The organism is Mesorhizobium sp. WSM1293, assembly GCF_000513875.1.
Classification (GTDB): domain Bacteria; phylum Pseudomonadota; class Alphaproteobacteria; order Rhizobiales; family Rhizobiaceae; genus Mesorhizobium; species Mesorhizobium ciceri.
Genome location: NZ_AZUV01000001.1, coordinates 166,708 through 193,262, shown reverse-complemented (window position 1 = coordinate 193,262; position 26,555 = coordinate 166,708). Strand labels below are relative to the sequence as shown.

The window sequence follows — 26,555 nt, the reverse complement described above, 5'->3', positions numbered from 1 at the left end:
GGTCCGCTTTTGGAGAGATTGAATCGGGGGAGTGGGGCGTGCCTGTTTCGCGACGGCTGCGTGTTTCGTGAATGGCTTCCCCCACTCCGTCGCTGCTTCGCAGCGCCACCTCTCTCCCCTCCGGAGGGAGAGGAAGGGCGCTAGCCGGTATAAGCTCGCGCCCTTCCTCTACCCCGTGGATCGGGGGAGAGGTGGCGAGCGCAGCTCGACGGAGTGGGGGTCGACCGTTCATCAACAATACTGCCGATCAAAAATCGGTCGGCGCGCCGCCTTCGGACCGGCGCTTGGCGACGAAGGCGTTGAGTTCCTCGCGGATGGCCGGGTCCATGTAAGGCTCCTCATAGGACGCCAGCCGCTCCTTCCAGACCTTGTTGGCCTTTTCGAGCGCCGTCGGTGAGCCGGCTTCCGCCCAGGTCTCGTAATTGCGCCAGTCGGAGAGGATCGGCGAGTAGAAGGCGGTCTTGTAGCGGTCCTGCGTGTGCTGGGTGCCGAAGAAATGGCCCCCGGGGCCGACCGACTGGATGGCGTCGAAGCCGAGTGCCTCTTCGGAAAGGTCGAGCGGGGTCAGGAATTCGGCCACCATCTGCAGCAGGTCGATGTCCAGAATGGTCTTCTCGTAGGAGCAGCGCAGGCCGCCTTCGAGCCAGCCGGCGGCATGCATCATCAGGTTGCCGCCGCCCTGGATGGCGCCCCACAACGAGAACACGCTTTCATAAGCCGCCTGCGCGTCGACCGTGTTGGCGGCGCAGGTGTTGGAGGTGCGGTAGGGGATGTTGTAGCGGCGGGCAAGCTGGCCGCCGACGAGCTGCGCCTTCATGTATTCCGGCGTGCCGAACGCCGGTGAACCGGACTTCATGTCGACATTGGAGGTGAAGCCGCCATATCCGACGGGGGCGCCCTTGCGCACCATCTGGGCGAAGGCAATGCCGGCAAGCGCCTCCGCGTTCTGCTGCACCAGTGCGCCGGCGATGGTGACAGGCGCCATCGCACCCGACAGGGTGAACGGCGTCACGACGACGACCTGGCCCTTGCTCGACATCTGGATGATGCCTTCCATCATCGGCACATCGAGTTTCAGCGGCGAATTCGTGTTGATGATGGTGAAGACGGACGGCTCTTCGAGCATCTGCTCGTGGCTGATGCCGCGCGCGATCCTGGCGATCTCGATGCCGTCGACATTGCGTTCCTTGCCGAGCGAATAGATGTGGAACACCTTGTCGGTGAGCACACTGAGATCGCGGATGCATTCGAGATGGCGGACGGATGGATGGATATCGGTCGGCTCGACCGGGTAGCCGCCCGTGCAGTTCAGAATGTTGTGCATCTGCGCGAGCTTGAGGAAGTTGCGGTAGTCCTGCTGGTTGCCGGGCCGGCGGCCGCGATCGATGTCGGAGCAATTGGGCGCCGACGCCATCATCGAGACGATCACATTGTTGCCGCCAAAACGCACATTGTGCGCAGGATTGCGGGCATGGATGGTGAATTCCGACGGGCAGTGCGACACCAGGTCGAGGATCATGTCGCTGTCGAAGCGCACCCGCTCTGAGCCGTCACGCACGTCGGCGCCATGCGCCTTCATGATGCTGCGGGCCTCATCATGCAGCACGTCGACGCCGATTTCCCGCAGCACGCGCAGGGAAGCGAGGTGAATCGATTCCAGCTCGTCGTCGGACACCAGCCTGGTTGGCGCCAGCGGGTTCTTCAACTGGCGAAAAGCCGGCTGCTCGAACGCGGCTGAGCCGCCGGCGCGCTTTCCAGCGCGGCCGCCGCGACGGGCGCGGTCGGTGGCCAATGCCGGTTCTGAGGGTTGTAGGGCGGCGGTCATGATGGTCCTCGTGGGATGCGATAGCGGGCGGCATAATGGACCGGCGGCTGTCCGGCCATTGCGGAGGCGACGACCACTAGGGCGAGGGAAGCGACATGCCGGAACGGCAGGTGCCCGGCCGCGACATCGGCTTGATCAGGTTGCCGCGTTGGAGCAAGCGGATTTCGGTGGCCGGCCCTTTCCTTCCGGGGATCGAACCGATAGCTACTTGGCTTGCCGGCCTGATGGCCAGCAGTTCATCTGGATGGCAGCATGGTCGCGACCGGCTCGAGCGAAGGCGAAGCAGGAACGCAATGGGCAGCGCTTGCCGGCGTCACCGCGGCACTTGCCATGTTTGGCGCCGCGCAAGGGCTGAGCTCGCCGCTGTTCACATTGCTGATGCAGAAGCAAGGCATGTCGCCGGCGCTGATCGGCCTGTCGGCGGCGATGATGCCGCTCGGGCTGATCCTGTCGGCTTCCTTCGTGCCGGCGGCGGTGCGGCTGGTCGGCGGGCGCAACCTGGCGGTCGGCTGCTCGCTGATCGGCGCGCTCTGCTTCCTGGGCATCGGCTATCTGCAGGACTGGGTGGCGTGGTTCGTCATCCGCTTCATCATCGGCGTGGTCATCAATCCGCTTTATATCCTTGGCGAGGTGTGGGCGCTGTCGCTGGCACCGCCGTCGCGGCGCGGCCGGGTGATGGGCGTGTTCAACACGCTGATGGGCGCCGGTTATGCCGCCGGACCATTCGCGCTGACCCTGCTCGGTACGTCGGGCTGGGCGCCTTTCATGGTCGGCGTCGCCGGCTTCGCGCTCTGCGCGGTGATCCTGCACGCCGTCTCGTCAAAGCTCACCGGCTTCGAGGATGACGGCCAGCCTGCCAGCGGCCTTGTCGGGTTTGCCAAAATGGCGCCGGCGCTGCTGCTTGCCGTGCTTGTCTCGGCGGCGGTCCAGCAGAGCACCTATGCGCTGGTCCCGGTCTTCGGCGCCAGCTATGGCCTGGCGGAAGCCGTTCTGGCCTCGCTGGTGATGGCGCTTTCCCTCGGCAACATCCTGCTGCAGATACCACTCGGCCTTCTGGCGGAGCGTTTTGGCGGCCGCGCCATGATCATCGTCTGCGCACTGGCAACAACCGTTTGCGCGCTTTTGCTGCCTCTGCTGATCACAACGCCGTTGATCTGGGTGGTGCTGCTGGTGATGGGCGCGGTCGGTTACGGTGTCTACACCATGGCATTGGTCGAACTCGGCAGCCGGTTCAAGGGCTCTGTGCTGGTCGCCGGCAACGCTGCCTTTGCGCTGATGTGGGGCGTTGGTGGCATCGTCGGCCCACCCGGTGCGGGCCTGCTCATGCAAGGCATCGGCCCACTTGGGCTGCCGGTGGTTATTGCCGCTCTCGACGCGGTGCTGGTGATGTTCGCGCTGTACCGCTCATCCATGCGCCGAGCTTCCTGATAAACCCAACCTCCTGACAGGCCCAACCTCCTGACAGGCCCAACCTCCTGACAGGCACTGTCTGGAGCAAGCAGTTTTCGCCCGCCAGGGGCTTACCTCCGCGCAACTCAATCGCTAATCCTGCAGCCCGACAGCGGTGCGTACATGAATTTGGTTGAATCGAACAAGGACGAGACGATGCAATGGGCGGCGATCACCGGTGTGATCGCGACCGTCTCGGTGTTCGCCATCGCGCAAGGGTTGTCCTATCCGCTGCTGAGTTTCATCCTGCAGCGCCAGGGCGTTTCGCCAGCGATGATCGGCTTGTCGGCGGCCATGACGCCGATTGGCTTCATTCTGTCATCGCCGTTGATCCCGGCGCTGGCCCGCCGATTCGGGGCAGGGCGCACCGCGCTCACCTGTGCGGCCCTTTCGGCTGTCGTGCTGGCGCTGATCGGCTGGACGCAAAATGTCTATTTGTGGTTTCCCCTGCGCTTCCTGATCGGCGTCGTGACCAATCCGCTCTATGTGCTGAGCGAGATCTGGGTGATCGCGCTGGCACCGCCGGCCCGACGCGGCCGCGTCATGGGTGTCTATTCGACGATCATCTCGGCCGGTTTCGCGACCGGGCCACTGTGCCTGCTTGCAGTCGGCACTGAGGGCTGGCCGCCTTTCCTCGTCGGCATTTTCGCCTTCGTGCTGTGTGGCATTTGCCTGGCCTCGGTGCTGCCGCGTTTGCCCAAGGTCGACGAGGCCGGGCACCAGGTTTCCGTCCTGGGTTTCGTGCCGCTGGCGTGGCTGCTTTTGTTCGCCGTCATAGTCGCCGCCGGCTTCGAACAGGGTGCGTTGGCGTTGCTGCCGGTCTATGGCACCCATCACGGCATCACCGAAACCCGCATGTCGGCGCTGCTGTCGGTGATGATCGCCGGCAACATCGCCATGCAGGTGCCGCTCGGCCTTTTGGCGGAAAGGCTTTCCGCGCGCCTGGTGCGGCTTGCCTGCGTCGCGATCACGGTGCTCGGCTGCGTCCTGCTTCCGCTTCTCATCGAGTCGCCGCTGATCTGGCCAATGATCTTTGTCTGGGGCGCGGTTTCCTACGGCATCTACACGATGTCGATCATCGAGCTCGGCGAACGCTTCACCGGCTCCGCACTGGTCGCCGGCAATGCGGCCTTTTCCTTGATGTGGGGCGTCGGCGGCATCGCCGTGCCGCCGCTGGCGGGGGGCGCCATGGATGTTATGGGCGCCGGCGGACTGCCGATCACGCTTGGGCTGCTGTGCCTGGCGCTGGCCATTGCGAGCCTCGCTGGTCGGCGGAAAGCCTCAATTGTGCGCTGAACATGGTGAATATCGACGGCCTGTCGGCGTTGGCTTTTCAAAGCAACGCGTTTATCGGAGACCTCATGACCAAGCCTGCTACCCAGACGCCGAATTCTGCCCCCACGACCGACGATCCCTTTCTCTGGCTGGAGGACAGGACAGCTAAGCAGTCATTGGACTGGGTACATCGCCAGAACGAGATCACGGTTGGCGAATTGCAGGGCGATCCGTCCTATCAGGCGTCGTTCCAGACCGCGCTCGACCTGATGACGGCCGAGGACAACATCGCTGTCGGCGCGGCAAAAGCCGGCCATGTCTACAATTTCTGGCAGGACAAGACCAATGTGCTCGGCCTCTGGCGCCGCACGACCGTCGCTTCCTACAAGACCGAGAAGCCCGACTGGGAAACGATCATCGACTTCGACCAGCTTGCGGCGGAGGAAGGGATAAAATGGGTTTTTGGCGGCGCAAGCCGACTCTATCCGGACTTCAACCGTTGCCTGGTGAGTATGTCGCCGGATGGCGGCGACGCCAGCGAGATGCGCGAATTCGACATCGCGACCAAGTCGTTTGTCGAGGGTGGGTTTCGTGCACCCGCTTCCAAGTCGGGTTTCAGCTGGCTGGATAAGAACACCGTGATTGTTTCCGCCGCTTTCGACGAGGCCGACAAGACCGAGTCCGGCTATCCGCGAGTCATAAAGTTGTGGAAGCGCGATACCAAGCTGAAAGACGCGCCGCCGATCTTCGAGGCGCAGAAAGAGGATCTCGCCGTTGGTGCCGCTGTCGAGTACGACGGTGACAGACGCTATCTGGTCCTGGCTCGAACGCTGAATTTCTTCGCTTCGCACATCTTCCTTCGGCTGCCTTCCGGCGAAAACAAACAGCTGCCGCTACCGGACGACATGACCGATACGGCAATATTCAGGGATCAGCTCGTGTTCGGCGTGCGCAGTGCATGGACGGCGCCCGGCGGCACGGTTTGCAAGCCCGACGGCCTCTATTCGCTGGACCTGGCTCGCTGGGTCGAGACCGGCGCGATCGGGCCTGTCGAAACCTTGTTCGAGCCGGCCTATCGCGTTTCCATAGCCGGCATTGCCCGCACGCGGGACCGGCTGTTCATCAGCCTGATGGACAATGTGCGCGGCAAGGTCGTCGTCTGCGAGCGCATGGATGGCAACTGGTCGCTGAAACCGGTGGCGCTGCCCGAAAATGGCAATGTCGGCATCAGTCATGCCGAGCAGTTCGGCTCGAGTGTCTCCTTCTCCTTCACCGATTTCCTGACCCCGAGTTCGATCATCTGGTCCGACGACAATGGCGAGACGCTCGCCACCGTGAAGTCGCAGCCGGCGCGTTTCGATGCCTCGCCGCTGATCTCGGAACAGTTCGAGGCGCGCTCCAAGGACGGCACGATGATCCCCTATTTCGTCGTCAGGCGGCGCGACCAGAAAGGTCCGGTGCCGACGCTGCTTTACGGCTATGGCGGCTTCGAAGTGCCGCTGCTGCCCGGCTATGCCGGCGTGCGTGGTAAGCTGTGGCTGGAGAAAGGCAATGCCTATGTGCAGGCATGCATCCGTGGCGGCGGCGAGTTCGGCCCAGCCTGGCATCAGGCGGCGCTCAAGGGCAATCGTCAGAACGGATTCGACGATTTCGCAGCGGTCGCGCAGGACGTCGTCAAGCGCGGCATCGCGACAGCAAGCTCGCTCGGCATCCAGGGTGGTTCGAATGGCGGCTTGCTGACCGGCGTTTCCTTGACGCAGCATCCCGAGCTTTTCGGCGCCGTCATCATCGAGGTGCCGCTGCTCGACATGCTGCGTTACGCCGAATTGCCGCCTGGCGCCTCGTGGATGGCCGAATATGGCGATCCGTCGAAACCCGAAGACGCGAAGTGGCTTTCAGCCTACTCGCCCTACCAGCATGTCGACGCCGCTGCCGCCTATCCGCCTGTGCTGCTGACCACATCGACCGCTGACGATCGGGTCCATCCCGGCCATGCGCGCAAGATGGCCGCCCGCCTGCAGGAAGCCGGCCATGCCAGGACGCTGTTCTTCGAGGAGACCGAGGGCGGCCATGGCGGGCGTGGCGACCGCCGGCCGCAGGCGGCGCAGACGGCGATGAAATATGTCTTCCTGCAAAGGGCGCTGACAGCCAAGGCCTAGAGTCATTCAGTTATGGGCCAAGCAAAGGGTGGTTCTCCTCGAGCAGCCTTTGCTCTAAGGTGGCTTCCATGGCTCTCGTCAGGATGTTGATTGACGCATTTGAGGCTCGCGCATTGCGGGTCGCGGTGACGCCGTCACCGCGCACGCTGCGCGCCGAGCTTTTGCGGCTGTGCGCCCGCATCGGCTATTCGCCACCCCTCTTCCTCTGAAGCATTCGCCCCGGCTTGGCCGGATAGAATCCAGAGGGAAGATCAGACATGACCTATCAGAATTATTCGCTGAAGCAGCTTCAGCAGATCGACGCCGCGCATCATCTGCATCCGTTCACCGACCACAAGGAAATGCGCGGGGCCGGGTCGCGCATCATCACCCATGCCAACGGCCCTTTCATCTACGATTCCGAGGGGGCTGAAATCCTCGACGGCATGGCCGGGCTGTGGTGCGTCAACATCGGCTATGGCCGTGACGAGCTGGCCGAGGCCGCCTATGCCCAGATGAAGGAACTGCCTTACTACAACTCCTTCTTCAAATGCTCGACGCCGACGCCAGTGCTGCTGTCCAAGAAGCTGGCGGAGATCGCGCCGAAGCACGTCAACCAGGTATTCTACGGCTCTTCCGGGTCGGAAGCCAACGACACCGCGCTGCGCCTCGTGCGCCACTATTGGGTGCTGGAGGGCAAGCCGGAGAAGAACCGCATCATCTCGCGCAAGATGGCCTATCACGGCTCGACCGTTGCCGGCACCTCGCTCGGCGGCATGGATGGTATGCACAAGCAGCTCAACGGTGCGGTGCCCAACATCGTCCATGTGATGATGCCCTATGCCTATGAGCTGGCGCTGCCTGGCGAGAGCGATCATGATTTCGGTCTGCGCGCGGCCGGGGCTGTCGAGGAGGCGATCCTCGAAGCCGGCGCCGACAAGGTTGCCGCGTTTATCGGCGAGCCGATCATGGGAGCCGGCGGCGTGAAGATACCGCCGGCGAGCTATTGGCCGGAAGTGCAGCGCATCTGCCGTAAATACGATGTCCTGCTGATGCTGGACGAAGTCATCACCGGTTATGGACGCACCGGCGAATGGTTTGCCGCACAGACACTCGGCATCGAGCCAGACACGATCACCACGGCCAAGGCGCTGACCTCGGGCTATCAGCCGCTGTCGGCATTGCTGGTTGGCGACCGCATCGCCTCGACGCTGGTCGAGAAGGGCGGCGAGTTCAACCATGGCTACACCTATTCCGGGCACCCGGTGGCCTGCGCCGTGGCGCTGAAGAACCTCGAGATCATCGAGCGCGAAGGGCTGGTCGACCGCGTCCGGAACGACACCGGCCCTTACTTCGCCAAGGCGTTGCAGGAGCGCATTGCCGGACATGATCTGGTCGGCGAGGTCCGTTCGATCGGACTGATGGGCGCGATCGAGATCGTCAAGGACAAGGCGACCAAGGAGCGGTTCCTGCCGGCTGGAAGTGCGGCGGTAACCGTGCGGGATCACGCCATCACGAATGGCATGATGCTGCGCGCCACCGGCGACACGATGATCCTGTCGCCGCCGCTGATCTGGACCCGCGATACGATCGATATGGCCTGCGACCGCATCTCGAAGGCGCTGGATCTGGCGCAAGCCGATCTTCGCAAGCGGTAGAACTCGACCCCTCGGCTGGGCGCTCTTCGGCGGGCGCGCCCAGCCTTGAAACCATGCCGAAGCGGCGAGGGAACGAATTCCATCACAAGCGCGTAGTGTGTGGGGCAGCGGCTGATTCGGCCGCCACAAGGGGTTTGTTTCCATGAGAAAAACCGGCAAGAGCCGACGGACGCGAGAAGCGGCCAGCATCAGCGGCGACCTGATGCTGGCGCCGCTGGTGGCGATGATGCGGCTGCCGTTGATGGCCATGGATGGCGGGAGCCGCCAGCCATGGAGTACGGAGACGGCGCGTGCGGTCAACGAGAAGACCGCCGCTATGGCCGAAGGCGCGTTTGCGGCACAAATGTCTTTCCTGCAATCGGCATCGCGGTTCTGGCCGGAAGTCTTTTCCGGCCGCACGCCGTCGCTGTTCAACGGGGTTGCGGCGGAGCGCTCGATCAGCGCCGCGCTGAAGCCGGCAAGCCGTGCCGTGAAAGCGAATTTTCGCCGGCTGTCCAACAAGACCTGACCGGGGTTGCAAAACTTTGATTTTGCGCATCGAGGAGCGCATGCGCTAGAATCAGTCCGTACGTTACCGATTGGGGACATGATGGCCGGACAACCGCTCAACCAGCCCGCTGAAATTCCAGCCGAACTCGACCGCTGGAACTGGGGCGCCTTCTTCCTCAACTGGATCTGGGGTATCGGCAACAGCACCTTCATTGCGTTGCTGGCGTTGATTCCTGTCGTCAATATCATCATGATCATCGTGCTGGGCGCGCGCGGCAGCCGCTGGGCTTGGCAGAACCGCGCCTGGCGCGACGCGGAGCAGTTTCGCAAGACGCAGCGCAACTGGGCAATCGCCGGCCTTGCCGTCTGGGTGGTCGGGATTGGCGGCTGCGCGACGATGGTCGGCAGCATTCCCTACGTCCTGAAAGGCAGCGATGCCTATCTCATGACGATGGACAGGCTTCGCGCCGACGACCGCGTTAAGGCGGCGTTGGGTGATGATTTGACCGACAGTTTCTGGGTCGGCGGCCATCTCAAACTCGATGCGAATGGGGCTGGTGACGCCCAGTTCGGCATTCCGGTCCACGGCGCCAGGGGCAAGGGCACGGCCTATTCGACGGCTGTCCGGACAGCCGGCACGTGGAGCCTGCGCCTGCTGGTCGTCAGGGTCGAGGGAGCCGATGCGCCGATCGTGCTGATCAACGAAGATCATGTCCCGATCCCGAATGCTGCAATCGGAATATAGCTAGGCAAAACGCAAAAAAGCGGCCTGAACGCGAGCGCGACAGCTGACAGTTCGGCCGGCTTCGTGGCCCAACAGTCGGGTGACCGCTGCTGCGTTCCAGACAAGGAAATATGCTGAAAAGCCGGATGCTGTCTGACAGTATGCGCATGCGTTCATGTGGACCGGTGGCAATTTCTGACAAGGGCACGAGCATATGGTGAGTTCCTTTCGTGCGGTCGTGGTCGGTGGCGGCTGTGTGGGCGCCGGCATTCTCTACGGCCTGGCAAAGCGCGGCTGGACCGATGTGGCATTGCTGGAGCGAACACAGCTTACGGCCGGCTCGACATGGCATGCCGCGGGGCTCATCCCCTCTTACGCGCGCAGCCGCAATGTCGGCCGCATGATCGCCAGATCGATCGCGATCTATGAAGGCCTGGAGGCGGAGACGGGCCAGAACGTCGGCTGGCACAAATGCGGGCAACTGCGCATTGCCAACACGCGCGACAGGCTGGACGAGTACAGAGGCTACATGGACGTTGCCGAGGTCCAGGGAGTGCGGGCCCGGATCGTATCGCCCGCGGAGGCGCGAGAGATCTGGCCGCTGCTCGACAACAACACCATGCTAGGTGCCCTCTACCATCCCGATGACGGCCACATTGCACCCGCCGATGTCACCCAGGCCATGGCCAAGGGTGCACGCGACCTCGGCGCGAAGATCCATCTTGATACCGAGGTCGTGGGTTTCGAGCGGATGCCGAGCGGCGGGTGGAGGGTCAAGACCTCACGCGGCGAGATCGTCTGTGAACATGTCATCCTTGCAACAGGCAATTACGCACGCCAGACAGGCGCCATGCTGGGCCTGGACATTCCCGCGATTCCGATCCTGCACCAGTATTGGATCACCGAGGCGGTTCCCGAAATCGTGGAACGCAAACGGCTTGGTCTTCCGGAGATGCCGATCCTCAGGGACGAGGGTTACGAGGGCTATCTGCGCGAAGAGGGAGACGGGCTGATGTTCGGTCCCTATGAGCGTACCGAGCAGCTCAAGCTGTTCGCCGAAAACGGCGTCCCGGAATGGTTCGGCGCCGATCTGCTCGATGAAGATTTCGATGCCGTTTCCTGGAACTGGGAGCGCGCCACCGAACTGGTTCCCGCGCTCGGGCGCGCCGGCATCAAGCGCAATGTGCGAGGACCTTTCCAGATGACGGCCGATGAGCTGCCGCTGATGGGGCAGGCGTGGGGCCTGGAGAATGTCTGGCTCGCCGAAGGGGTGCCGGGGGGCATCCTTTGGGGTGGTGCGATTGGCTACTACCTCTCCGAACGGATCGTGGAGGGTGGCAACAGCATCGACACGGCGGAGCTGGATCCCCGCAGGTTCGGCCGCTATGCCAACAAGAACTGGACCCGGGCCAAGGTCCGGGAAGCCTGGGGCACCCACGCCGTACAGCACTATCCGGGCCAGGACATGCCGGCGGCGCGACCGCAGAAGACGGCCCCGTCCTATGACCGCCTAAGTCAGCTTGGCGCGGTATGGGACGTGTTGAACGGCTGGGAGATGCCGAGCTGGTTTGCGCCCGCGGGTGTCGAGGCGCGCAATGTCTACAGCTGGCGCTGGACCCCCAAGGGGAACCACGTCGCCGCAGAGGTCCAGGCTGTCCGCCAGGCCGCCGGTCTGGTCGAGATGACACCAATGACCAAGTTCGAGGTCGGCGGGCCGGGCGCCGAGGGCTGGCTCGACGGAATCCTGGCCAACAGACTGCCGCGTCCCGGTCGTGTCGCTCTTGCCCATCACCTGACGCCGACCGGCGGCGTGCAGGCCGAGTATGTGGTGGCGCGGCTGCAGAGCGACCTGTTCTATCTCATATCGACGCCGCGCGCCGAACGCTGGAACCTTGACGATCTCGGCCGGCTGTTGCCGAAGGACGGCAGCGTGCATCTGCGCAACGTCACGGAGGATCGCGGCAGCTTCACGGTGGTTGGGCCGAAGGCGCGCGACATACTGCAGCCGCTGACGGAGATCGACCTCTCCAACGAGGCCTTCCCATGGTTCAGCGTACAGTCCGGCACCGTCGGCATGGCCAGCGACGTACGGCTGCTGCGTGTCAACTATTCGGGTGAGCTGGGATGGGAACTCTATCATCCACTCTGCTACCAGCGGCATTTGCTGGATGCGCTTCTGGCATCGGGAGAGGCACACGGGCTGAGGCTGGTCGGACTTCAAGCGCTGGAATCGCTTCGTCTCGATAAATCCTACCGGGCCATGTACCGCGATATGAACCCCGAATTGTCCGCCTTGGAAAGCGGCCTCGAGCGCTTCATCAGCCTCGACAAGAGGGACTTCATCGGCCGGGCGGCACTGGTCGCGAAACAGCAGCAGGTTACACGCCGGATCGCCACACTGTCGATCGACACGGATGGTGCGAGCGCATTCGCCTTCGAGGGCGTTTACCGCGAAGGCGAGCTCGTCGGCCACATCACCTCGGCGGGCTACTCCTACACTTTTGGTCACGACATCGCACTTGCGCTGCTGCCCCTGGAACTTGTGTCGCCCGGTACCGAGCTCGAGGTTTCGATCCTCGGCGAGCGCCGCGCGGCAAAGGTGATCGCCGACTCGCCCTATGATCCGGAAGGCGCCCGCGGGCGCATGTGAGGTATCCCGGAGTACAGTTTCCGGTTCATCGATGTCTCAACCGTGCTGCAGGGTAAAACGCAAAAACCGCGCTCCATCGGGAACGCGGTTTTGCCAGATACGCATGGCGCTTCGCTACGCAAACACTTTGCGAAACTTATGGCACTTGTCGAAACTTACGGGCTCCGGTACGCGAGACCTGATCCGGAGCGCCGGACGGATGAGATGTCCGCCTCACAGTCCGTTTTATAGGGACATCGTTACCGCGGAGTTATCGAGAGCTTAAGCAAATCTAAATTTTCATTTTTTCCACCGAAGGAAACCGGAAAAATCCGCCAAATCCGTGGGTTACGCCGGGTTACCCCTGAGAAAATTAATTATGCCGGAGAAATCGACGCCGCCATGTCCCTGGGCGTTGAACAAGGCATAAAGCTGAGCCGCTTCGGCACCAAGCGGCGTTACAGCACCCGCACCTTGGGCGGCTTCCTGGGACAATTTCAGGTCTTTCAGCATCAAGGCGGCTGCAAATCCTGGGTTGTAGTCCTTGTTTGCGGGCGAAGTCGGCACCGGGCCGGGCACCGGGCAGTAGGTGGTCAAGGACCAGCACTGGCCGGAGGAGGTCGAGGCGACGTCGAACAGCGCCTGATGCGACAGGCCGAGCTTTTCGGCCAGAACGAAGGCTTCGGCGACACCGATCATCGAAATGCCGAGGATCATGTTGTTGCAGATCTTTGCTGCCTGGCCGGCGCCGTCGCGGCCGCAATGGACGATGCGGCCGGCCATCGGCTTCAGGATCGGCTCGGCGGCAGCGAAGGCATCATCGGAGCCTCCCGCCATGAAGGTCAGCGTGCCGGCCGCAGCCCCGCCGGTGCCGCCCGAGACCGGTGCATCGATCGACGACAGCGCGTGCTTCCTGGCGACGGCGTGGGCTTTGCGGGCTGACTCGACGTCGATGGTCGAGGAATCGATAAAGAGTGCGCCTTGCCTGGCCTTGGGCGCGATGTCTTCGTAGACGGAGAGGACATGCTTGCCTGCAGGCAGCATGGTGATCACGACGTCGGCATCCTTCACCGCGGCCAAGGCATTCGCCATAATCGTCACGCCATGTTCCTTGGCGACGGTGAGGTTTTCCGGAACGAGGTCGAAACCGTTCACCGCATGCCCGGCCTTGACCAGATTGGCGGCCATTGGATTGCCCATATTGCCGAGGCCGATGAAGGCGATCGTCGTCATTGTCTGTCTCCCAGAGTTGCTGGCTTCAACGGCCAATCAGCGCGCGAGCGATGATGACGCGCATGATCTCGTTGGTGCCTTCGAGGATCTGGTGCACGCGCAGGTCCCGCACCAGTTTCTCGATGCCGTAGTCGTGCAGGTAGCCGTAGCCGCCGAGCAGCTGCAGTGCGTCATTGGCGACATTGAAGCCGGTGTCGGTGACGAAGCGCTTGGCCATCGCCGACCATTTGCCGGCATCCGGCGCCTTGCGGTCGAGCTTCGAGGCGGCGGCATAAAGGAAGATACGCGCCGCCTGCAGCTCGGTCTCCATGTCGGCCAGCCTGAATTGCAGCGCCTGGAATTGATTGATCTTCGAGCCGAAAGCCTTGCGCTCGGCGGTGTAGGACAGCGCCTTGTCGAGCGCCGACTGCGCGCCGCCCAGCGAACAGGCGGCGATGTTCAGCCGGCCGCCGTCGAGCCCGGCCATGGCGATGCCGAAGCCAGCGCCTTCGTCGGACAGAAGGTTCTCCGCCGGCACCTTGCAATCCTCGAAGATGACCTGGCGGGTCGACTGCATGTGCCAGCCCATCTTGTGCTCGTTTGCCCCAAAGGAGAGGCCCGGCGCATCTCTGGGCACGACGATGGTGGAAATGCCTTTCGGCCCGTCCGCGCCGGTGCGCACCATGACGGCATAGACATCGCTGTCGCCGGCGCCGGAGATGAACTGTTTGGTGCCGTTGAGCACATAGTCGCCGCCGCTTTTCACCGCACGGGTCTTGAGCGCCGCGGCATCGGAGCCGGAGCCTGGCTCGGTCAGGCAGTAGCTGGCCAGCCATTCCATCGAAGTGAGTTTGGGCAGGAAGCGCTGGCGCTGTTCGTCATTGCCGAAACGGTCGATCATCGAGGCCACCATGTTGTGGATCGAGATGAAGGACGAAAAGGCCGGATCGGCGTGCGACAGCGCCTCGAAGATCAGCACGGCGTCGAGCCGGCCAAGTGCCGAGCCACCGACATCGTCCCTGATATAGATGCCGCCGAGCCCGAGCGGGCCGGTCTCGCGGATCACGTCGGCCGGGAAATGCTTGTTGCGGTCCCAATCGAGCGCATTCGGTGCGACACGGTCGGCGGCGAAGGCCTGCGCCATCTCCTGGATGGCGCGCTGCTCCTCGTTGAGTTCGAATTGGCTGGTGCTCGCATCGACCGCGGCGTCCATGGCGTGCTCCCTGTGTGCTGGCCAGCTAGCTCGCTGGCCTGTTGTTTTTGGCTTTGCGCGCGCACCAATCTAGACCAATGATGCCGCCGCGCAACCCGATCCCCTGCGGAGCGGCTGTGCATCAATGCATGTCCGGAGCAAGATGTGACGACAAAATTCGATGAACTGCTGGGCCGGTTCCACGCATACCTTGCGACCGTGGATCACGTCCTGATGCGCGATGCCGTGGCCCGGATCGGCTGGGACATACCGGCCCGCACGCTGGAGCCGCGTCCGCTTGCCTGCCTGCGCCATCTCGATCGCGCCGCCGAACTGGCGCCTCCGGATGCCAAGCCGCTGGTGCAACTGCTTGCCGAACGTCGGAATGATTTCCGCTGGGGGCAGACTTATGGCGAGGCGGACTTCGGGAAAGAGTTCATCGAGAATTACGGCTGGCTGGAAGTGTTCGGCACACGTGGCCACTTCGCCAATGACGCGGCCGCCGCCGGCCTGCTGATCCTTGGGCCCGATATCGTCTATCCCGACCACCATCACGTTGCCGAGGAAATCTACATTCCGCTGACCGGCGGCACCGAATGGCGCATGGGCGAGAGCGGCTTTTGCATGCGCACGGCCGGCGAGGTCGTTCATCACGCTTCCAACGTCAATCACGCCATGCGCACCGGCAAGGAGCCATTGCTGGCGCTGTACATCTGGCGCGGCGGGCCGCTGGCGCAGAAATCCGACATCACCGGAACCGTGGCGCAGGGCAGGGACTGATGGCCAAAGCGATCATGCTGCAAGGCACGGGTTCCGACGTGGGCAAGACCGTGCTGGTCGCCGGCCTCTGCCGCGCGGCAAAAAAGCGTGGGTTGAAGGTGCGGCCGTTCAAGCCGCAGAACATGTCGAACAATGCCGCCGTCGCCGACATCCCCGGGGATAAAGCCGGCGGCGGCGAGATCGGCCGCGCGCAATGGCTCCAGGCGATCGCTTGCGGTGTCGCACCATCGGTCCACATGAACCCGGTGCTGCTGAAGCCGCAGACCGATGTCGGCGCGCAGGTCATCGTGCAGGGCAAAATGTTCGGGGAAGCGCGGGCGCGCGACTACCAGGCGATGAAGGGCCGGCTGATGGACGCCGTTCTGGACTCCTGGGGCAAGGTCGGCGAGGGCGCCGATCTTGTCATCGTCGAGGGCGCCGGCTCGCCGGCCGAGATCAACCTGCGCAGCCGCGACATCGCCAATATGGGCTTTGCCACGCGCGCCGATGTGCCCGTGGTGCTGGTCGGCGACATCGACCGCGGCGGCGTCATCGCTTCGGTAGCCGGCACGCATCTGATCCTGCCGGAGGAGGACCGGCGCATGATCGCCGGCTACCTCATCAACAAGTTCCGCGGCGACGTTTCGCTGTTTGACGACGGCCTGAAGTCGATCGAGACATTCACGGGCTGGCGCTGTTTCGGTGTCGTTCCGTGGCTGAAGGCGGCGGCACGCTTGCCTTCGGAAGATTCGGTAGTGCTGGAGCGGCTGGCGTCCGGCGAAGCGCGCGCGCTGAAGGTGGCGGTGCCGATGCTTGGCCGCATCGCCAATTTCGACGATCTCGACCCGCTCAAGGCTGAGCCGCAGGTCGAGGTGGTGTTCGTGCCGCCGGGAAAGCCGCTGCCCGCCGATGCCGGTCTGGTGGTCATTCCAGGCTCGAAGTCGACAATCGGCGATCTCTTGAAATTCCGCGAGAACGGTTGGGATCGCGACCTTCTTGCGCATCGCAAGCGCGGCGGCCATGTCGTCGGTATCTGCGGCGGCTTCCAGATGCTCGGCCGCATGGTGCGCGATCCCGACGGCATCGAAGGCAGCGTCACCGAAGCCGAAGGGCTCGGACTGCTCGACATCGAAACGGTGATGGAGCCGGAAAAGACGGTGCGCAACGTCAGGGCCCGTTCGGTGCCGTTCGACCTGCCGCTCGAAGGCTATGAAATCCATCTCGGCCGCACCACCGGGCCGGATACGCTGAGGCCGTCTGCAGTCATCAATGGCATCGATGACGGGGCAGTGTCGGTCGATGGCAAGGTGATCGGCACCTATATGCACGGTCTGTTTGGCGCCGACGGCTTTCGCGGAAGATTCCTCGAAAGCCTCGGCATCAAGGGCGGCGGCATCGACTACCGAGCCGAGGTCGAGCGGGCGCTGGACGAGGTCGCAGCCGAGCTGGAGACCCATCTCGACTGCGACGCGATCTTTGCACTGGCGCGGTAATTCGCGGTTGGCTCAGCCCTTGTCGCCTGCCTTCGGCCAGTAGGTACCGAAGGACCAGACGTTGCCTTCCGGGTCGCGGCAGATGAACTCGCGGCTGCCATAGTCGCGGTTGGTCAATTCCTGGATGATCGTGGCGCCAGCCTTCCTGGCCTTGGCATAGGCGGCATCGGCATCATCGACGGCGATGTAGATCGACTTGCCGCCGCCTGAGCCGGGTTCGCCGACCATCTTGCCGTAGTCGTCGTCGCGCACGGCGCCCAGCATGATCATCGAGGAGCCGAAGACCAGTTCGGCATGGTGCACGACGTCGCCTTCGCCATAGCGGGCCCGGACGCTGAAGCCGAAGGCTTCGCCCAGCCAGTCGATCATCTTTGCCGCGTTCCTGTAGCGCAAGGCGGGGTAGAGGCGGGGCGCTTCGGTGGTGGTGGTCATGTCGATCTCCTTCAGTGGGGTTGGTCGATGCCCCACTGTGGGTAAAGGCCACTCCAGCGTCTTGAAGAAATGTTACCTGGCCGAGATTCCGGTTGGTGTCTCGCCGGCGAGGTCGCGGAATTCGCGTACCAGATGCGCCTGGTCGGCATAGCCGCAATCGGCTGCGATATCGGCCCAGTCGACGGCCTGCTGCCTCGACAGGCCGAGCGCGCGGTTGAAGCGGACGATGCGCGACAGTGTCTTGGGGCCCATGCCGATGGCGTTGGAAAAACTGCCGGCGAGATGTTTGCGGCTCCAGCCCAGCCTTTCGGCGATCGATGCAATGCGGGTCCGGCCGCCGGATGTGATGATGCGGTCATAGGCCCAGGCGATTTCAAGTGGCGTCTCGGCGGCATTCTCGAGACGGGCGGTGACGAAGGCTTCGGCCATGTCGAAACGCGTCGTCCAATCCGGCGCATTGCCCAGCCGTTCACGCAGCGCCAAGCCCTGAGCGCCAAGCACGTCGTCGAGGACGACCATGCTGTCTGTCAGTTCGCTCATCGGCAGGCGGAAGAAACGGCGTGCGCCAAGCGGCGTGAAGTTGACCTGGACGCAGCAGGCGCCGCCGAAGGATTCGATCACCACCGGTCCGGCAAAGAGGCCGGCGGCGAAACTGGCGAAGCGGTCATTGTCGCCGGGCGCCTTGCCGAGGCCGATGGCGAAGGGTTCGGCGAAGCTGATGACCAGCGGTACGGTGAGCGACGCATATTCGACGTTGCGCATATGGCCGGGCGCCATTTCGCGATAGCCGCAAATGTCCGACACAATGCCCTGAAGTCGAGGATCGGGCAGGCGCCGGCGCATCTCAAACCGCCCGGCGACGGACCGGTCCTGCTCTTGCTGGGGTTGCATCTTGACTGGCATCGGCCATCCTCGCGCCAGTCAAATCTAACAGACCAAGGGCCGGAATCAAAAGCGCCCGGCTTTTGGCCGGGCGCTCCTCGTCCCCACTTCAAGGGAAATGGTCAGGCGCCGCGCATCAAGCAGCCGCCGGCAAGCACGATGAAAGCAATAAGCACGATCCACGCCGATGCGAGTGGAATGAATGAGAGAACGCCAAGCGCGGCGAGAAAGCCGATGATGGCGATAACAACGGAGATGATAAAAACGATCTGGGTAGGTGCGCTAAGATTCATGTCTGCCTCTCCAACATGATTCGAACAGCGGCATTCTATCAGGGCGCGGGATCACACACCAATCAAGGCCCGCAGCGGGTTCGCCGGGTCAGCCAGCAGCTTCACAGCAAGCGCCAGGCATACGATCACCAGCAGCGGCTTGATCAGTCTTGCGCCGATGCGCATGGCCAGGCTGGCGCCGACGCGAGCGCCGAGGAACTGGGCGACGCCCATCATCAGGCCGATCTTCCAGTAGACGACGCCGAAGGCCGCGAAGACGATGAAGCCGCCGATGTTGGAGGCGAAGTTGAGCAATTTGGTATGCGCCGTCGCCTTGAGCACGCCGTAGCCGGCAAGTGCCACGAAGGCCAGCATGTAAAAGGAGCCGGCGCCCGGTCCGAACAGGCCATCGTAGAAGCCGATGGCGGGCACCAGGGTCAATCCAAACAGGAACGGCGACAGGCGCTCGGCGCGGTCGACATCGTTCATGTTGGGCTTGAACGCGAAGTAGAGCGCGATGGCGATCAGCACGATGGGCAGGGCAGCCCGCAGTATGTCGCCCGGCACGATCGTCGCCAGCAAGGCGCCGATGGCGCTTCCGACAAGGGCCAGAAGCGCCGACGGCAATTGCCGGCGCAGGTCGACATGACCCTTCGATGCGTAGTGGATGGTCGCCGAGCCCGAGCCGAACATGCCTTGCAGTTTGTTGGTGGCGAGCGCCTGGACCGGCGTGAAGCCGGCAAGCAGCAGCGCCGGCACTGTGATCAGCCCGCCGCCGCCGGCGATCGAATCGACAAAGCCCGCGGCAAAAGCGGCGAAAGCGAGCATGGCGACGGTCTGGATGCTAAGGTCGATCATCTGATGTATGGGGGTGTCCGGCTGGCTGAAATATCGGGCGTTCGACCACGGCCGCCCTGTTTGCGCAAGATCGATTCCGCGCTACCTCTATCCTAGCGCATCGCGCCTGGATTGTGTTTGTGTAGTTAACCCGGAAAGAGGCTCCTGATGGCATTCGCATTGCTGGACCAGATACGTCAGATATTCGACGGCGACCCCGGCGTGCGCAAGGTGGCGGACGATCCGGTCCTGTCGGCGGAACTGCTGATGCTGTTTCGCATGATCCTGGCCGACGGGTCGGTCAGCGAGAGCGAAATGGTTGCCTTCCGGCGCATCTGCAAGGACGCCTTCGGAATTCAGGAAAGCAGCATCGACAGCGTCATCGAATATCTCAACGAGTTCGGCTACGAGACCAATGGCTCGCAGGCGATTGCACTGTTCCGCGATCTCGACGTCGAGCGGCGCCGGCAATTGGCCAAACATATGGCGGAGATCGCCAAGGCGGATTCGCAACTGGCCGAGAGCGAGATCCGCCTGCTGCGCCGCACGCTCGACCTGCTCGATATCAGCCCGGTCGATGTGGTCAGGACGCAGGAGTGATCGGGCCGCCTTCTCTCCTGATCAGCCTTGCTCCCGCAGCCGCTCCGCGATCGCCCGGTGCAAGTCAGGGGCGGCGGTGACAAGCGCCTTGGCAGCCTCGGACTGCGGGTGGTCGAGCACTTCGCTCGTCTTGCCGCGCTCGACGATCTTGCCGTCATGCATGACCAGCACCTCGTCCGTGATGGCGCGGGCCACGGTCAGGTCGTGGGTGATGAAGAGGTAGGCGATGCCGAGCTTCTGGTTGAGCTCTGCGAACAGATCGAGGATCTGGGCGCGGATCGAGACATCGAGCGCCGAGACCGGCTCGTCGGCAACGACCAGCTTGGGGCGGGTGATGATGGCGCGGGCGATCGACAGGCGCTGGCGCTGGCCGCCGGAAAATTCATGGGGGTATTTGTCCATGTCGCTGATGCCGAGGCCGACTTCGTGCAGGGCATGCGCCACCATCTCGCGGCACTCGGCGCGCGTCGGCTTTTTCTCCAGCACATGCAGGGGTTCGGCAACCAGCTTTTTCACCTTCTGGCGCGGGTCGAAGGAGCCATAGGGATCTTGAAAAACGACCTGCATATCGCGTCGCGCCGGCTTCAGCTCGGCTTCGCTCTTGCCGGTTATGGTCCCGCCGCGGAACCGGATCGAGCCCGATGTCGGCCGATCCAGCGCCAGGATCATGCGGGCGAGCGTCGACTTGCCGCAGCCGGAGCGACCAACCAGTGCCACTGACTGACTCGGCGCCATCGACAGCGAGACGTCGTCGACGGCGCGGATACCAGGCGCGCGCTTGAACAGCGAAGTGCGCCGGCCGGGATAGTCGCGGGTCACGCCCTCGACCTGAAGCAAAGGGCGGCCCGTCTCGATGCCATGCGGCCTGGCGCGCGCCGGCACATGCATCGAGGCCTGCGCCAACTGGCGCGTGTAGGGGTGGAGCTGTTCGGATAGCGTGCGTGCGGTGTCGCCGGCTTCCATCACCTCGCCGCGGCGCAGGATGGTGATGCGGTCAGCCATCTCGGTCACCACGGCGAGGTCATGCGAGATCAGGAGCAGGCCCATGCGGCTCTCCGCGACGAGGTCGCGCAACAGATCAAGGATTTGTGCCTGCAGCACCACGTCGAGCGCCGTCGTCGGTTCGTCGGCGATCAGCAGCTTCGGCTTCAGCGCACAGGCGATGGCGATGACGACGCGCTGGCGCTGGCCGCCCGACAGTTCGTGCGGATAGCGCGACAGCGGGAATTTCGCTTCGGGCAAGCCGACACGGTCGAGCATTTTTCGCGCCCGGTCTTCGGCCTCGGCGCGGCTGGCCCTGGTGTGCCAGCGTATGCCTTCGGCAACCTGTTCGCCGATGGTCTTGACCGGATTGAGCGCGGTCATCGGCTCCTGGAACACCATGCCGATGTCGTCGCCGCGCAGCGCGCACATCTGGTCCTCGGTTGCTGCCAGGATGTCGATGCCGTCGAATGTGACACGTCCGCTGGCGCGCGCGGCATGGGGCAGAAGCTGCATCACCGTCAGCGCGGTCATCGATTTGCCGGAACCGGATTCGCCGACCAGCCCCATCACCTCACCGGGCGCGACGGAAAGCTCCACACCCTTGAGGATCTGCGTGTCGCCGATGGTCAGCGACAGGTTCTCGATTTCGAGCAGGCTCATCGCTGCCGCCGCGATTTCGGATCGAGGACGTCGGCGATGCCGTCACCCAGCAGGTTCAGCCCCAGCACGGCGACAACGATCGCCATGCCCGGAAAGATCGCCATCCATGGCGCCACCACCATGCGGGTCTGCGCGTCGAACAGCATGCGGCCCCAGCTCGGCATTGGCGGTTGCGCACCCAGGCCGAGATAGGAAAGCCCGGCCTCGGCCAGGATGCCCAGAGCGAACTGGATGGTGCCTTGCACCAGAAGCAGCGTGGCGATGTTGGGCAGCACATGTTCGATTGTGATCTGCGTGCTGCTCTTGCCGGCGGCGCGTGCGGCGAGAATGAACTCGCGCGGCCAGATCGCCAGCGCGCCGGCCCGGGCGACGCGCGCAAAGACCGGGATGTTGAAGATGCCGATGGCGATGATGGCGTTGACGGCGCCCGGCCCGAAGATGGCGGTGATCATGATCGCCGACAGCAAAGCCGGGAAGGCGAAGACGAGGTCGTTCAGCCGCATCAGCGCCTCGTCGACGAGGCCGCCGCGTGCCGCGGCAAAGGCGCCGAGCGGCACGCCGACCCCCATGCCGATGCCGACCGCGACCAGCGCCACGGCAATCGAATTGCGGGCGCCGACCATGACCATCGACAGGATGTCGCGGCCGAAATGGTCGGTGCCGAACCAGTGCGCCAGCGAGGGCGCTTGCGTCTTATCCGATATCACCAGTTTCGTGACGTCATAGGGCGTCCAGGCATAGGAGACGACAGCCATTGCCAGGATCAGCAGGGTGATGACGAAACCGGCAACGAAGGCGGTATTCCCGAACGCCTTGCCCAGGATGCTGCCGAACGTCTCTTCTGATATGTCGATGTGCAATGTCATTGCCGGCTTCTCAGGCGCGGATCGACGACCGCATAGGAAAGGTCGACCAGCAGATTGACGGCGATGACGGCGGCGACCAGCAGCATGACGACGCTTTCGACGACGATCAGGTCGCGCTGGGTGATCGCCTGGAACACCAGCCTGCCGAGGCCGGGCAGATAGAAAACATTCTCGATGATGATGGTGCCGGCAAGCAGGAAGGCGAACTGCAGGCCCAGAATGGTCAGCACCGGAATCATGGCGTTGCGCAGCGCGTGCCGCCACAGCACAGCTCGGTAGGGCAGACCCTTGGCGCGGGCGGTACGGATATAGTCCTCGTTCAGCACCTCGATCAGCGCCGAGCGGGTGACGCGCGCCAGAATCGCGGCTTGCGGCAAGGCAAGCGCCACTGCCGGCAGCAGCAGCGACTTCAAGGCTGGCCAGACGCCGGCACTCCAGCCGGGAAAGCCGCCAGCAGGAACCAGCCGCAGCCAGACGGCGAAGACATAGATCAGCATCAGCGCGAACCAGAAATTGGGCACGGCGACGCCAAGCTGTGCGGCGCCCATGGAAATCGTATCACCGGCCCGTCCACGCCGGCTGGCGGAAAACAGGCCGACGGGAATCGCGATGAGGGTGGAGAGCGCAAGCGCAATCAGCGCCAGCGGCAGCGAGACGGCCAGCCGCTCGCGAACCAGACCGATGACCGGCACCGAATAGGTGTAGGAGCGGCCGAAATCGAGGCTGAGCAGGCCGCCCGCCCAGTGCAGATAGCGCCAAGCCAGCGGCGCGTTGAGGCCCATCTGGTTGCGCAGCAACTCGACCTGGTCGGCGCTGGCATTCATGCCCAGCATTAGCCGCGCCGGATCGCCGGGCAGGATCTCCAGGACGGCGAACACCACCATGGAAGCCAGCACCAGCGTGGCGATGGCGATGGCGAGGCGTTTTAGGAGGTAGGCGGTCATGGAAGGTGGGGGACCGCTGCGTTGCCTGTCGCAAAGAACAGGCTACGGTATCGTTTTACGGCGCCCCCCTCTGTCCTGCCGGACATCTCCCCCTCAAGGGGGGAGATTGGCAGTTTCGGCGCTGCCGCCGAACGTGCAGCGATTGGCGAAAGCGCAAATGATAGAGCAATCTCCCCCCTTGAGGGGGAGATGCCCGGCAGGGCAGAGGGGGGCGCGAAGGAACGCAAGCGTCGCTCTTTGGCAACCAACCTCACTCGCTCCACTTCACCTTGGTCAAATCATTGGCCTGGATCGGGGCGTTTTCCCACAGCCCTTGCAGCTTGGCGTCCCAGACGCCGATCTTCGGCAATTCATAGAGGAAGCCGACCACCGCATCGTCGGCCAGGATCTTCTGCGCTTGCCCCAGCAATTCCTTGCGCTTGGCTTCGTCGGAGGTGACGCCGAGATCGGCAATCACCTTGTCGAAGGCCGGGTTGTCGTAGTTGAAGTAATAATCCTTGCGCGAATAGATATCGATGTCGTTGGGCTCGGTGTGGGAGACGATCGTCAGGTCGTAATCCTTCTTGGTGAACACCTGGTCCAGCCACTGTGCCCATTCGACCGGAATGATTTCCAGATCGATGCCAACGTCGCGAAGCTGCGAGGCGATGATTTCGCCACCGAGACGGGCATAGGTGGGCGGCGGCAGTTTCAGCGTCGCCTTGAAGCCGTTCTCGAGGCCTGCCTCTTTCAGCAATTCCTTGGCCTTGGCGACATCATGCGGGTAGCGGCCGGTGAGGTCGACATAGTCCTTGTTAGCCGGCGACATATGCGAGCCGATCGGCTGGCCGAGGCCGGCCGAGGCGCCGTCGATGATGGCCTTGCGGTCGAGCGCGTAAGAGATCGCCTGCCTCACCTGCAGCTTGTCGAAAGGCGGCTTCTTGTTGTTGATCGACAGGATGGTCTCACCCTCGGTCGCGCCGATCACCACCTTGAAGCGCGGGTCGTCCTTGACCTGGGCGACGCTGTCGGCATCGAAGAACGGGAAAGCCTGGATGTCGCCCGAGAGCAGCGCCGGCACATAGGCCGCGGCCTCCGGCACGATGCGAAACTCGGCCTTGTCGAGCGACGCCGGCGTGCCCCAGTAATTGTCCGATTTGACCAGCGTGATCGACGATCCCTTGGCCCATCTCTGGAACTTGAACGGGCCGGTGCCGATCGGTTTCTCCTTGTTGGTGTCGGCAGATTCCGGCGCCACGATCACCGCGTCGCCCCAGCCCATATTGTAGAGGAACGAGCCCTGCGGGTTCTTCAGCGTGACCTTGACGGTTGCCGGATCGACGACGTCGACCTTGTCGATGGCGGCGAACAGGCCCTTTTGTGCGTTGACGGAGTTGTCGGCTCGCGCCCGGTCGAGCGAGAATTTCACGTCGGCGGCATCGAAGTCGGTGCCGTCATGGAATTTCACGCCGGTGTGCAGCTTGAAGGTGTAGACCTTGCCGTCATCGGAAATGGTCCAGCTTTCGGCCAGATCCGGGAGCACCTCGCCATTCGGCCCGATGCGCGTCAGGCCTTCGAACACATTGGCATAGAGAACCTCGTCGATCGCTGCGGCGGCACCGGCGGTCGGATCGAGATGCGGGGGTTCGAGCGGAATGCCGATGACCAGGTCGGTTCGCGCGGCGAACGCAGAGGTGCCGGCGGCCAGCGACAGCACCGCGGCCGCCAGAATGGTTTTCCACAATTTCATCGTGCAACTCCCCATGCGTTCAGACACGTGCTCGAACCCGAGTGATAGAAGCGTGATTTCGCCACGGAGTAAATTGCGTTTCGTTCTGCCCCTTGGCGTGGCCGGGAATGTTTTTGTCCTGGCGACCGCATCGGCAGTCGAAGCTTGTCGCGGTGCACACCTTATCCCGTGGCTGTGCCGCGCAGCAGCACGTTGAGCCCTATCGCCATCACCTTGGCCGATTCCACCATGTCCGATATCCCGACCCATTCGTCCGGCCGATGGGCGAGGTCGAGAATGCCAGGCCCATAAGCGATGCAATCATAGATATGGCCGATGCGAGCTATATGCTTCTGGTCATAGGTGCCGGGCGAAATGACATAATCGGGTTCGCGGTCGAAGATCGCCATGATGCCTTGCGCAACCGCCTTGACCACCGGCGCGTCGCGCTCGGTCATCAGCGGCAGCACTTCCATCAGGTCGCGGATTTCATAGTCGAATTTTGTCCGCTCGCGTTTCAACCGGTCGAGAATGCCGGTCACTTCACCTTTGACGGTGTCGAGATCTTCCTCGAGCAGGAAACGGCGGTCGATGGTCATCCGGCAGGAGTCGGGCACGTTGGGCGACGGCAGGCCGGGCCGGAAATCCTCGGTCTGGCCGCCATGGATCGAATTGATGTTCATGGTCGAGCGTTTTGCTCCTTCGGGCACGACCGGCATGCGCGTCATCTTGCGGTCGAGCGCGGGAAACAGTTCGTCCTCGAAAGCCCGCAGCACGGCGCCCATGTGGCGCACCGCATTGTCGCCGAGAAACGGCATCGAGCCGTGCGCGATCTCGCCCTTGGTCTCGATCTCCGCCCACCAGACGCCACGATGGCCGAGGCAGATGCGGTCCTTGTTCAGCGGCTCGGGAATGATGACATGGTCGACCCTGGGTTTTGAGAAATAGCCGAGCCTGGCCAGATGCGCGACGCCGCCGAAGCCGCCGGATTCCTCGTCGACGGTGCCGGATATTTCGATGGCGCCGGGAAAATCAGGGAAGACTTCCAGGAAGGCCTCGGCTGCGATGATAGAGGCGGCAAGACCGCCCTTCATGTCGCAGGCGCCGCGGCCATAGACCCTGCCGTCCCTGACGATGCCGGCGAAGGGATTGACGGTCCAGCCATCGCCGGCTTCGACCACGTCGATATGCGAGTTGAAGTGGACGCAGGCGCCTGATGATCTCCCGTCGAAACGGGCAACGACATTGACGCGCGGGTAGCGGTCGGTGTCGCCGGGCGTGCCTTCGGCGCGGATGAACTCGGTCTCGAAACCGCTCTTCTTCAGCCGCGCGCCGAGATATTCGGCGCATGGCCGGTAGGCCTCGCCGGGTGGATTGATAGTCGGAAAACGGATCAGTTCGGCGGTCAGCGCGACGACGTCGTCGCGCCTGTCATCGATTGCCTGGAGGAGTCGCTGGTTCATGCGCAGAGTTGAGCAGCGATCCCAGCGGTTTTGCAAGCCCGCCAGCGATCAAGCCGGTGCGGCG

Annotated in this window: 23 protein-coding genes; 11 read left to right on the top strand and 12 right to left on the bottom strand. The window is 63.5% G+C overall.

The features are described from left to right. Positions 1–247: 247 nt before the first annotated feature. Positions 248–1,825 (bottom strand): trimethylamine methyltransferase family protein, encoded by a 1,578-nt coding sequence (locus M729_RS0101000; protein ID WP_024501293.1) that lies wholly within the window; start codon positions 1,823–1,825, stop codon positions 248–250. Positions 1,826–2,077: 252 nt separating this feature from the next. On the opposite strand from M729_RS0101000, the gene M729_RS0100990 reads away from it, so the two are divergent. The 8 genes from M729_RS0100990 to M729_RS0100955 all read left to right on the top strand — a co-directional run bounded on the left by M729_RS0100990 (position 2,078) and on the right by M729_RS0100955 (position 12,208). After that, positions 2,078–3,253, top strand: a complete 1,176-nt coding sequence (locus M729_RS0100990; protein ID WP_027160489.1) for an MFS transporter — start codon at positions 2,078–2,080, stop codon at positions 3,251–3,253. Between the two features lie 144 nt (positions 3,254–3,397). Next, positions 3,398–4,570 carry an MFS transporter gene (locus tag M729_RS0100985; RefSeq protein ID WP_024501292.1) on the top strand — a complete coding sequence of 391 codons (1,173 nt, stop codon included), beginning with the start codon at positions 3,398–3,400 and terminating at the stop codon, positions 4,568–4,570. 65 nt (positions 4,571–4,635) lie between these two features. Then, positions 4,636–6,708 (top strand): prolyl oligopeptidase family protein, encoded by a 2,073-nt coding sequence (locus tag M729_RS0100980; RefSeq protein ID WP_027160488.1) that lies wholly within the window; start codon positions 4,636–4,638, stop codon positions 6,706–6,708. Between the two features lie 68 nt (positions 6,709–6,776). Then, positions 6,777–6,917 (top strand): hypothetical protein, encoded by a 141-nt coding sequence (locus tag M729_RS1000000136785; RefSeq protein ID WP_063172368.1) that lies wholly within the window; start codon positions 6,777–6,779, stop codon positions 6,915–6,917. Between the two features lie 48 nt (positions 6,918–6,965). After that, positions 6,966–8,345, top strand: coding sequence for an aspartate aminotransferase family protein (locus tag M729_RS0100970; RefSeq protein ID WP_013531202.1), 1,380 nt, complete (start codon positions 6,966–6,968; stop codon positions 8,343–8,345). Between the two features lie 142 nt (positions 8,346–8,487). Next, positions 8,488–8,853, top strand: a complete 366-nt coding sequence (locus M729_RS0100965) for a hypothetical protein (protein WP_013531203.1) — start codon at positions 8,488–8,490, stop codon at positions 8,851–8,853. A gap of 81 nt (positions 8,854–8,934) precedes the next feature. Continuing rightward, complete coding sequence (locus M729_RS0100960) at positions 8,935–9,579, top strand: cytochrome c oxidase assembly factor Coa1 family protein (RefSeq protein ID WP_027160487.1); 645 nt, start codon at positions 8,935–8,937, stop codon at positions 9,577–9,579. A gap of 193 nt (positions 9,580–9,772) precedes the next feature. Then, a complete protein-coding gene (locus M729_RS0100955; protein ID WP_027160486.1) occupies positions 9,773–12,208 on the top strand; it encodes an FAD-dependent oxidoreductase in 2,436 nt (811 codons plus the stop codon). Positions 12,209–12,535: 327 nt separating this feature from the next. Here M729_RS0100955 and mmsB read toward each other — a convergent pair whose 3' ends face one another. Together mmsB and M729_RS0100945 are read right to left on the bottom strand one after the other, a co-directional pair. Beyond that, the gene (gene mmsB, locus M729_RS0100950) at positions 12,536–13,420 is read right to left on the bottom strand and encodes a 3-hydroxyisobutyrate dehydrogenase (RefSeq protein WP_027160485.1); all 885 of its coding nucleotides are present in this window, start codon (positions 13,418–13,420) and stop codon (positions 12,536–12,538) included. Between the two features lie 25 nt (positions 13,421–13,445). Continuing rightward, the gene (locus M729_RS0100945) at positions 13,446–14,612 is read right to left on the bottom strand and encodes an isobutyryl-CoA dehydrogenase (RefSeq protein WP_013531207.1); all 1,167 of its coding nucleotides are present in this window, start codon (positions 14,610–14,612) and stop codon (positions 13,446–13,448) included. A gap of 144 nt (positions 14,613–14,756) precedes the next feature. Between M729_RS0100945 and M729_RS0100940 the strand changes: the two genes are divergently transcribed. Beyond that, the gene (locus M729_RS0100940) at positions 14,757–15,371 is read left to right on the top strand and encodes a dimethylsulfonioproprionate lyase family protein (protein ID WP_027160484.1); all 615 of its coding nucleotides are present in this window, start codon (positions 14,757–14,759) and stop codon (positions 15,369–15,371) included. After that, positions 15,371–16,843 carry a cobyric acid synthase gene (locus M729_RS0100935; RefSeq protein ID WP_027160483.1) on the top strand — a complete coding sequence of 491 codons (1,473 nt, stop codon included), beginning with the start codon at positions 15,371–15,373 and terminating at the stop codon, positions 16,841–16,843. The genes M729_RS0100940 and M729_RS0100935 overlap by 1 nt, the downstream gene beginning before the upstream one ends. Before the next feature lie 12 nt (positions 16,844–16,855). On the opposite strand, the gene M729_RS0100930 is transcribed toward M729_RS0100935, so the two are convergent. From M729_RS0100930 to M729_RS0100915, 4 genes are all read right to left on the bottom strand, one after another. Then, the gene (locus M729_RS0100930) at positions 16,856–17,275 is read right to left on the bottom strand and encodes a VOC family protein (RefSeq protein ID WP_027160482.1); all 420 of its coding nucleotides are present in this window, start codon (positions 17,273–17,275) and stop codon (positions 16,856–16,858) included. A 72-nt stretch (positions 17,276–17,347) separates the two neighbouring features. Next, positions 17,348–18,178: an AraC family transcriptional regulator gene (locus M729_RS0100925; protein ID WP_027160481.1), complete on the bottom strand. Its 831-nt coding sequence runs from the start codon at positions 18,176–18,178 to the stop codon at positions 17,348–17,350. Between the two features lie 101 nt (positions 18,179–18,279). Beyond that, the gene (locus M729_RS1000000136780; protein WP_084652534.1) at positions 18,280–18,450 is read right to left on the bottom strand and encodes a hypothetical protein; all 171 of its coding nucleotides are present in this window, start codon (positions 18,448–18,450) and stop codon (positions 18,280–18,282) included. Positions 18,451–18,501: 51 nt separating this feature from the next. Next, positions 18,502–19,287 (bottom strand): TSUP family transporter, encoded by a 786-nt coding sequence (locus M729_RS0100915; RefSeq protein ID WP_013531213.1) that lies wholly within the window; start codon positions 19,285–19,287, stop codon positions 18,502–18,504. A gap of 147 nt (positions 19,288–19,434) precedes the next feature. Here M729_RS0100915 and M729_RS0100910 point away from each other — a divergent pair, with 147 nt between their 5' ends. After that, positions 19,435–19,866: a TerB family tellurite resistance protein gene (locus tag M729_RS0100910; protein WP_027160480.1), complete on the top strand. Its 432-nt coding sequence runs from the start codon at positions 19,435–19,437 to the stop codon at positions 19,864–19,866. 21 nt (positions 19,867–19,887) lie between these two features. On the opposite strand, the gene M729_RS0100905 is transcribed toward M729_RS0100910, so the two are convergent. The 5 genes from M729_RS0100905 to M729_RS0100885 all read right to left on the bottom strand — a co-directional run bounded on the left by M729_RS0100905 (position 19,888) and on the right by M729_RS0100885 (position 26,491). Continuing rightward, the gene (locus M729_RS0100905; RefSeq protein ID WP_027160479.1) at positions 19,888–21,510 is read right to left on the bottom strand and encodes a dipeptide ABC transporter ATP-binding protein; all 1,623 of its coding nucleotides are present in this window, start codon (positions 21,508–21,510) and stop codon (positions 19,888–19,890) included. After that, a complete protein-coding gene (locus M729_RS0100900; protein WP_024501283.1) occupies positions 21,507–22,376 on the bottom strand; it encodes an ABC transporter permease in 870 nt (289 codons plus the stop codon). The genes M729_RS0100905 and M729_RS0100900 overlap by 4 nt, the downstream gene beginning before the upstream one ends. Beyond that, on the bottom strand, positions 22,373–23,320 hold the full coding sequence (locus tag M729_RS0100895) for an ABC transporter permease (RefSeq protein ID WP_027160478.1): 948 nt from the start codon (positions 23,318–23,320) through the stop codon (positions 22,373–22,375). Before M729_RS0100895 ends, M729_RS0100900 begins: the two co-directional genes overlap by 4 nt. A gap of 250 nt (positions 23,321–23,570) precedes the next feature. Beyond that, positions 23,571–25,049, bottom strand: coding sequence for an ABC transporter substrate-binding protein (locus tag M729_RS0100890; protein WP_027160477.1), 1,479 nt, complete (start codon positions 25,047–25,049; stop codon positions 23,571–23,573). A 161-nt stretch (positions 25,050–25,210) separates the two neighbouring features. Continuing rightward, positions 25,211–26,491, bottom strand: a complete 1,281-nt coding sequence (locus tag M729_RS0100885; RefSeq protein WP_027160476.1) for an acetylornithine deacetylase/succinyl-diaminopimelate desuccinylase family protein — start codon at positions 26,489–26,491, stop codon at positions 25,211–25,213. Positions 26,492–26,555 lie beyond the last annotated feature (64 nt).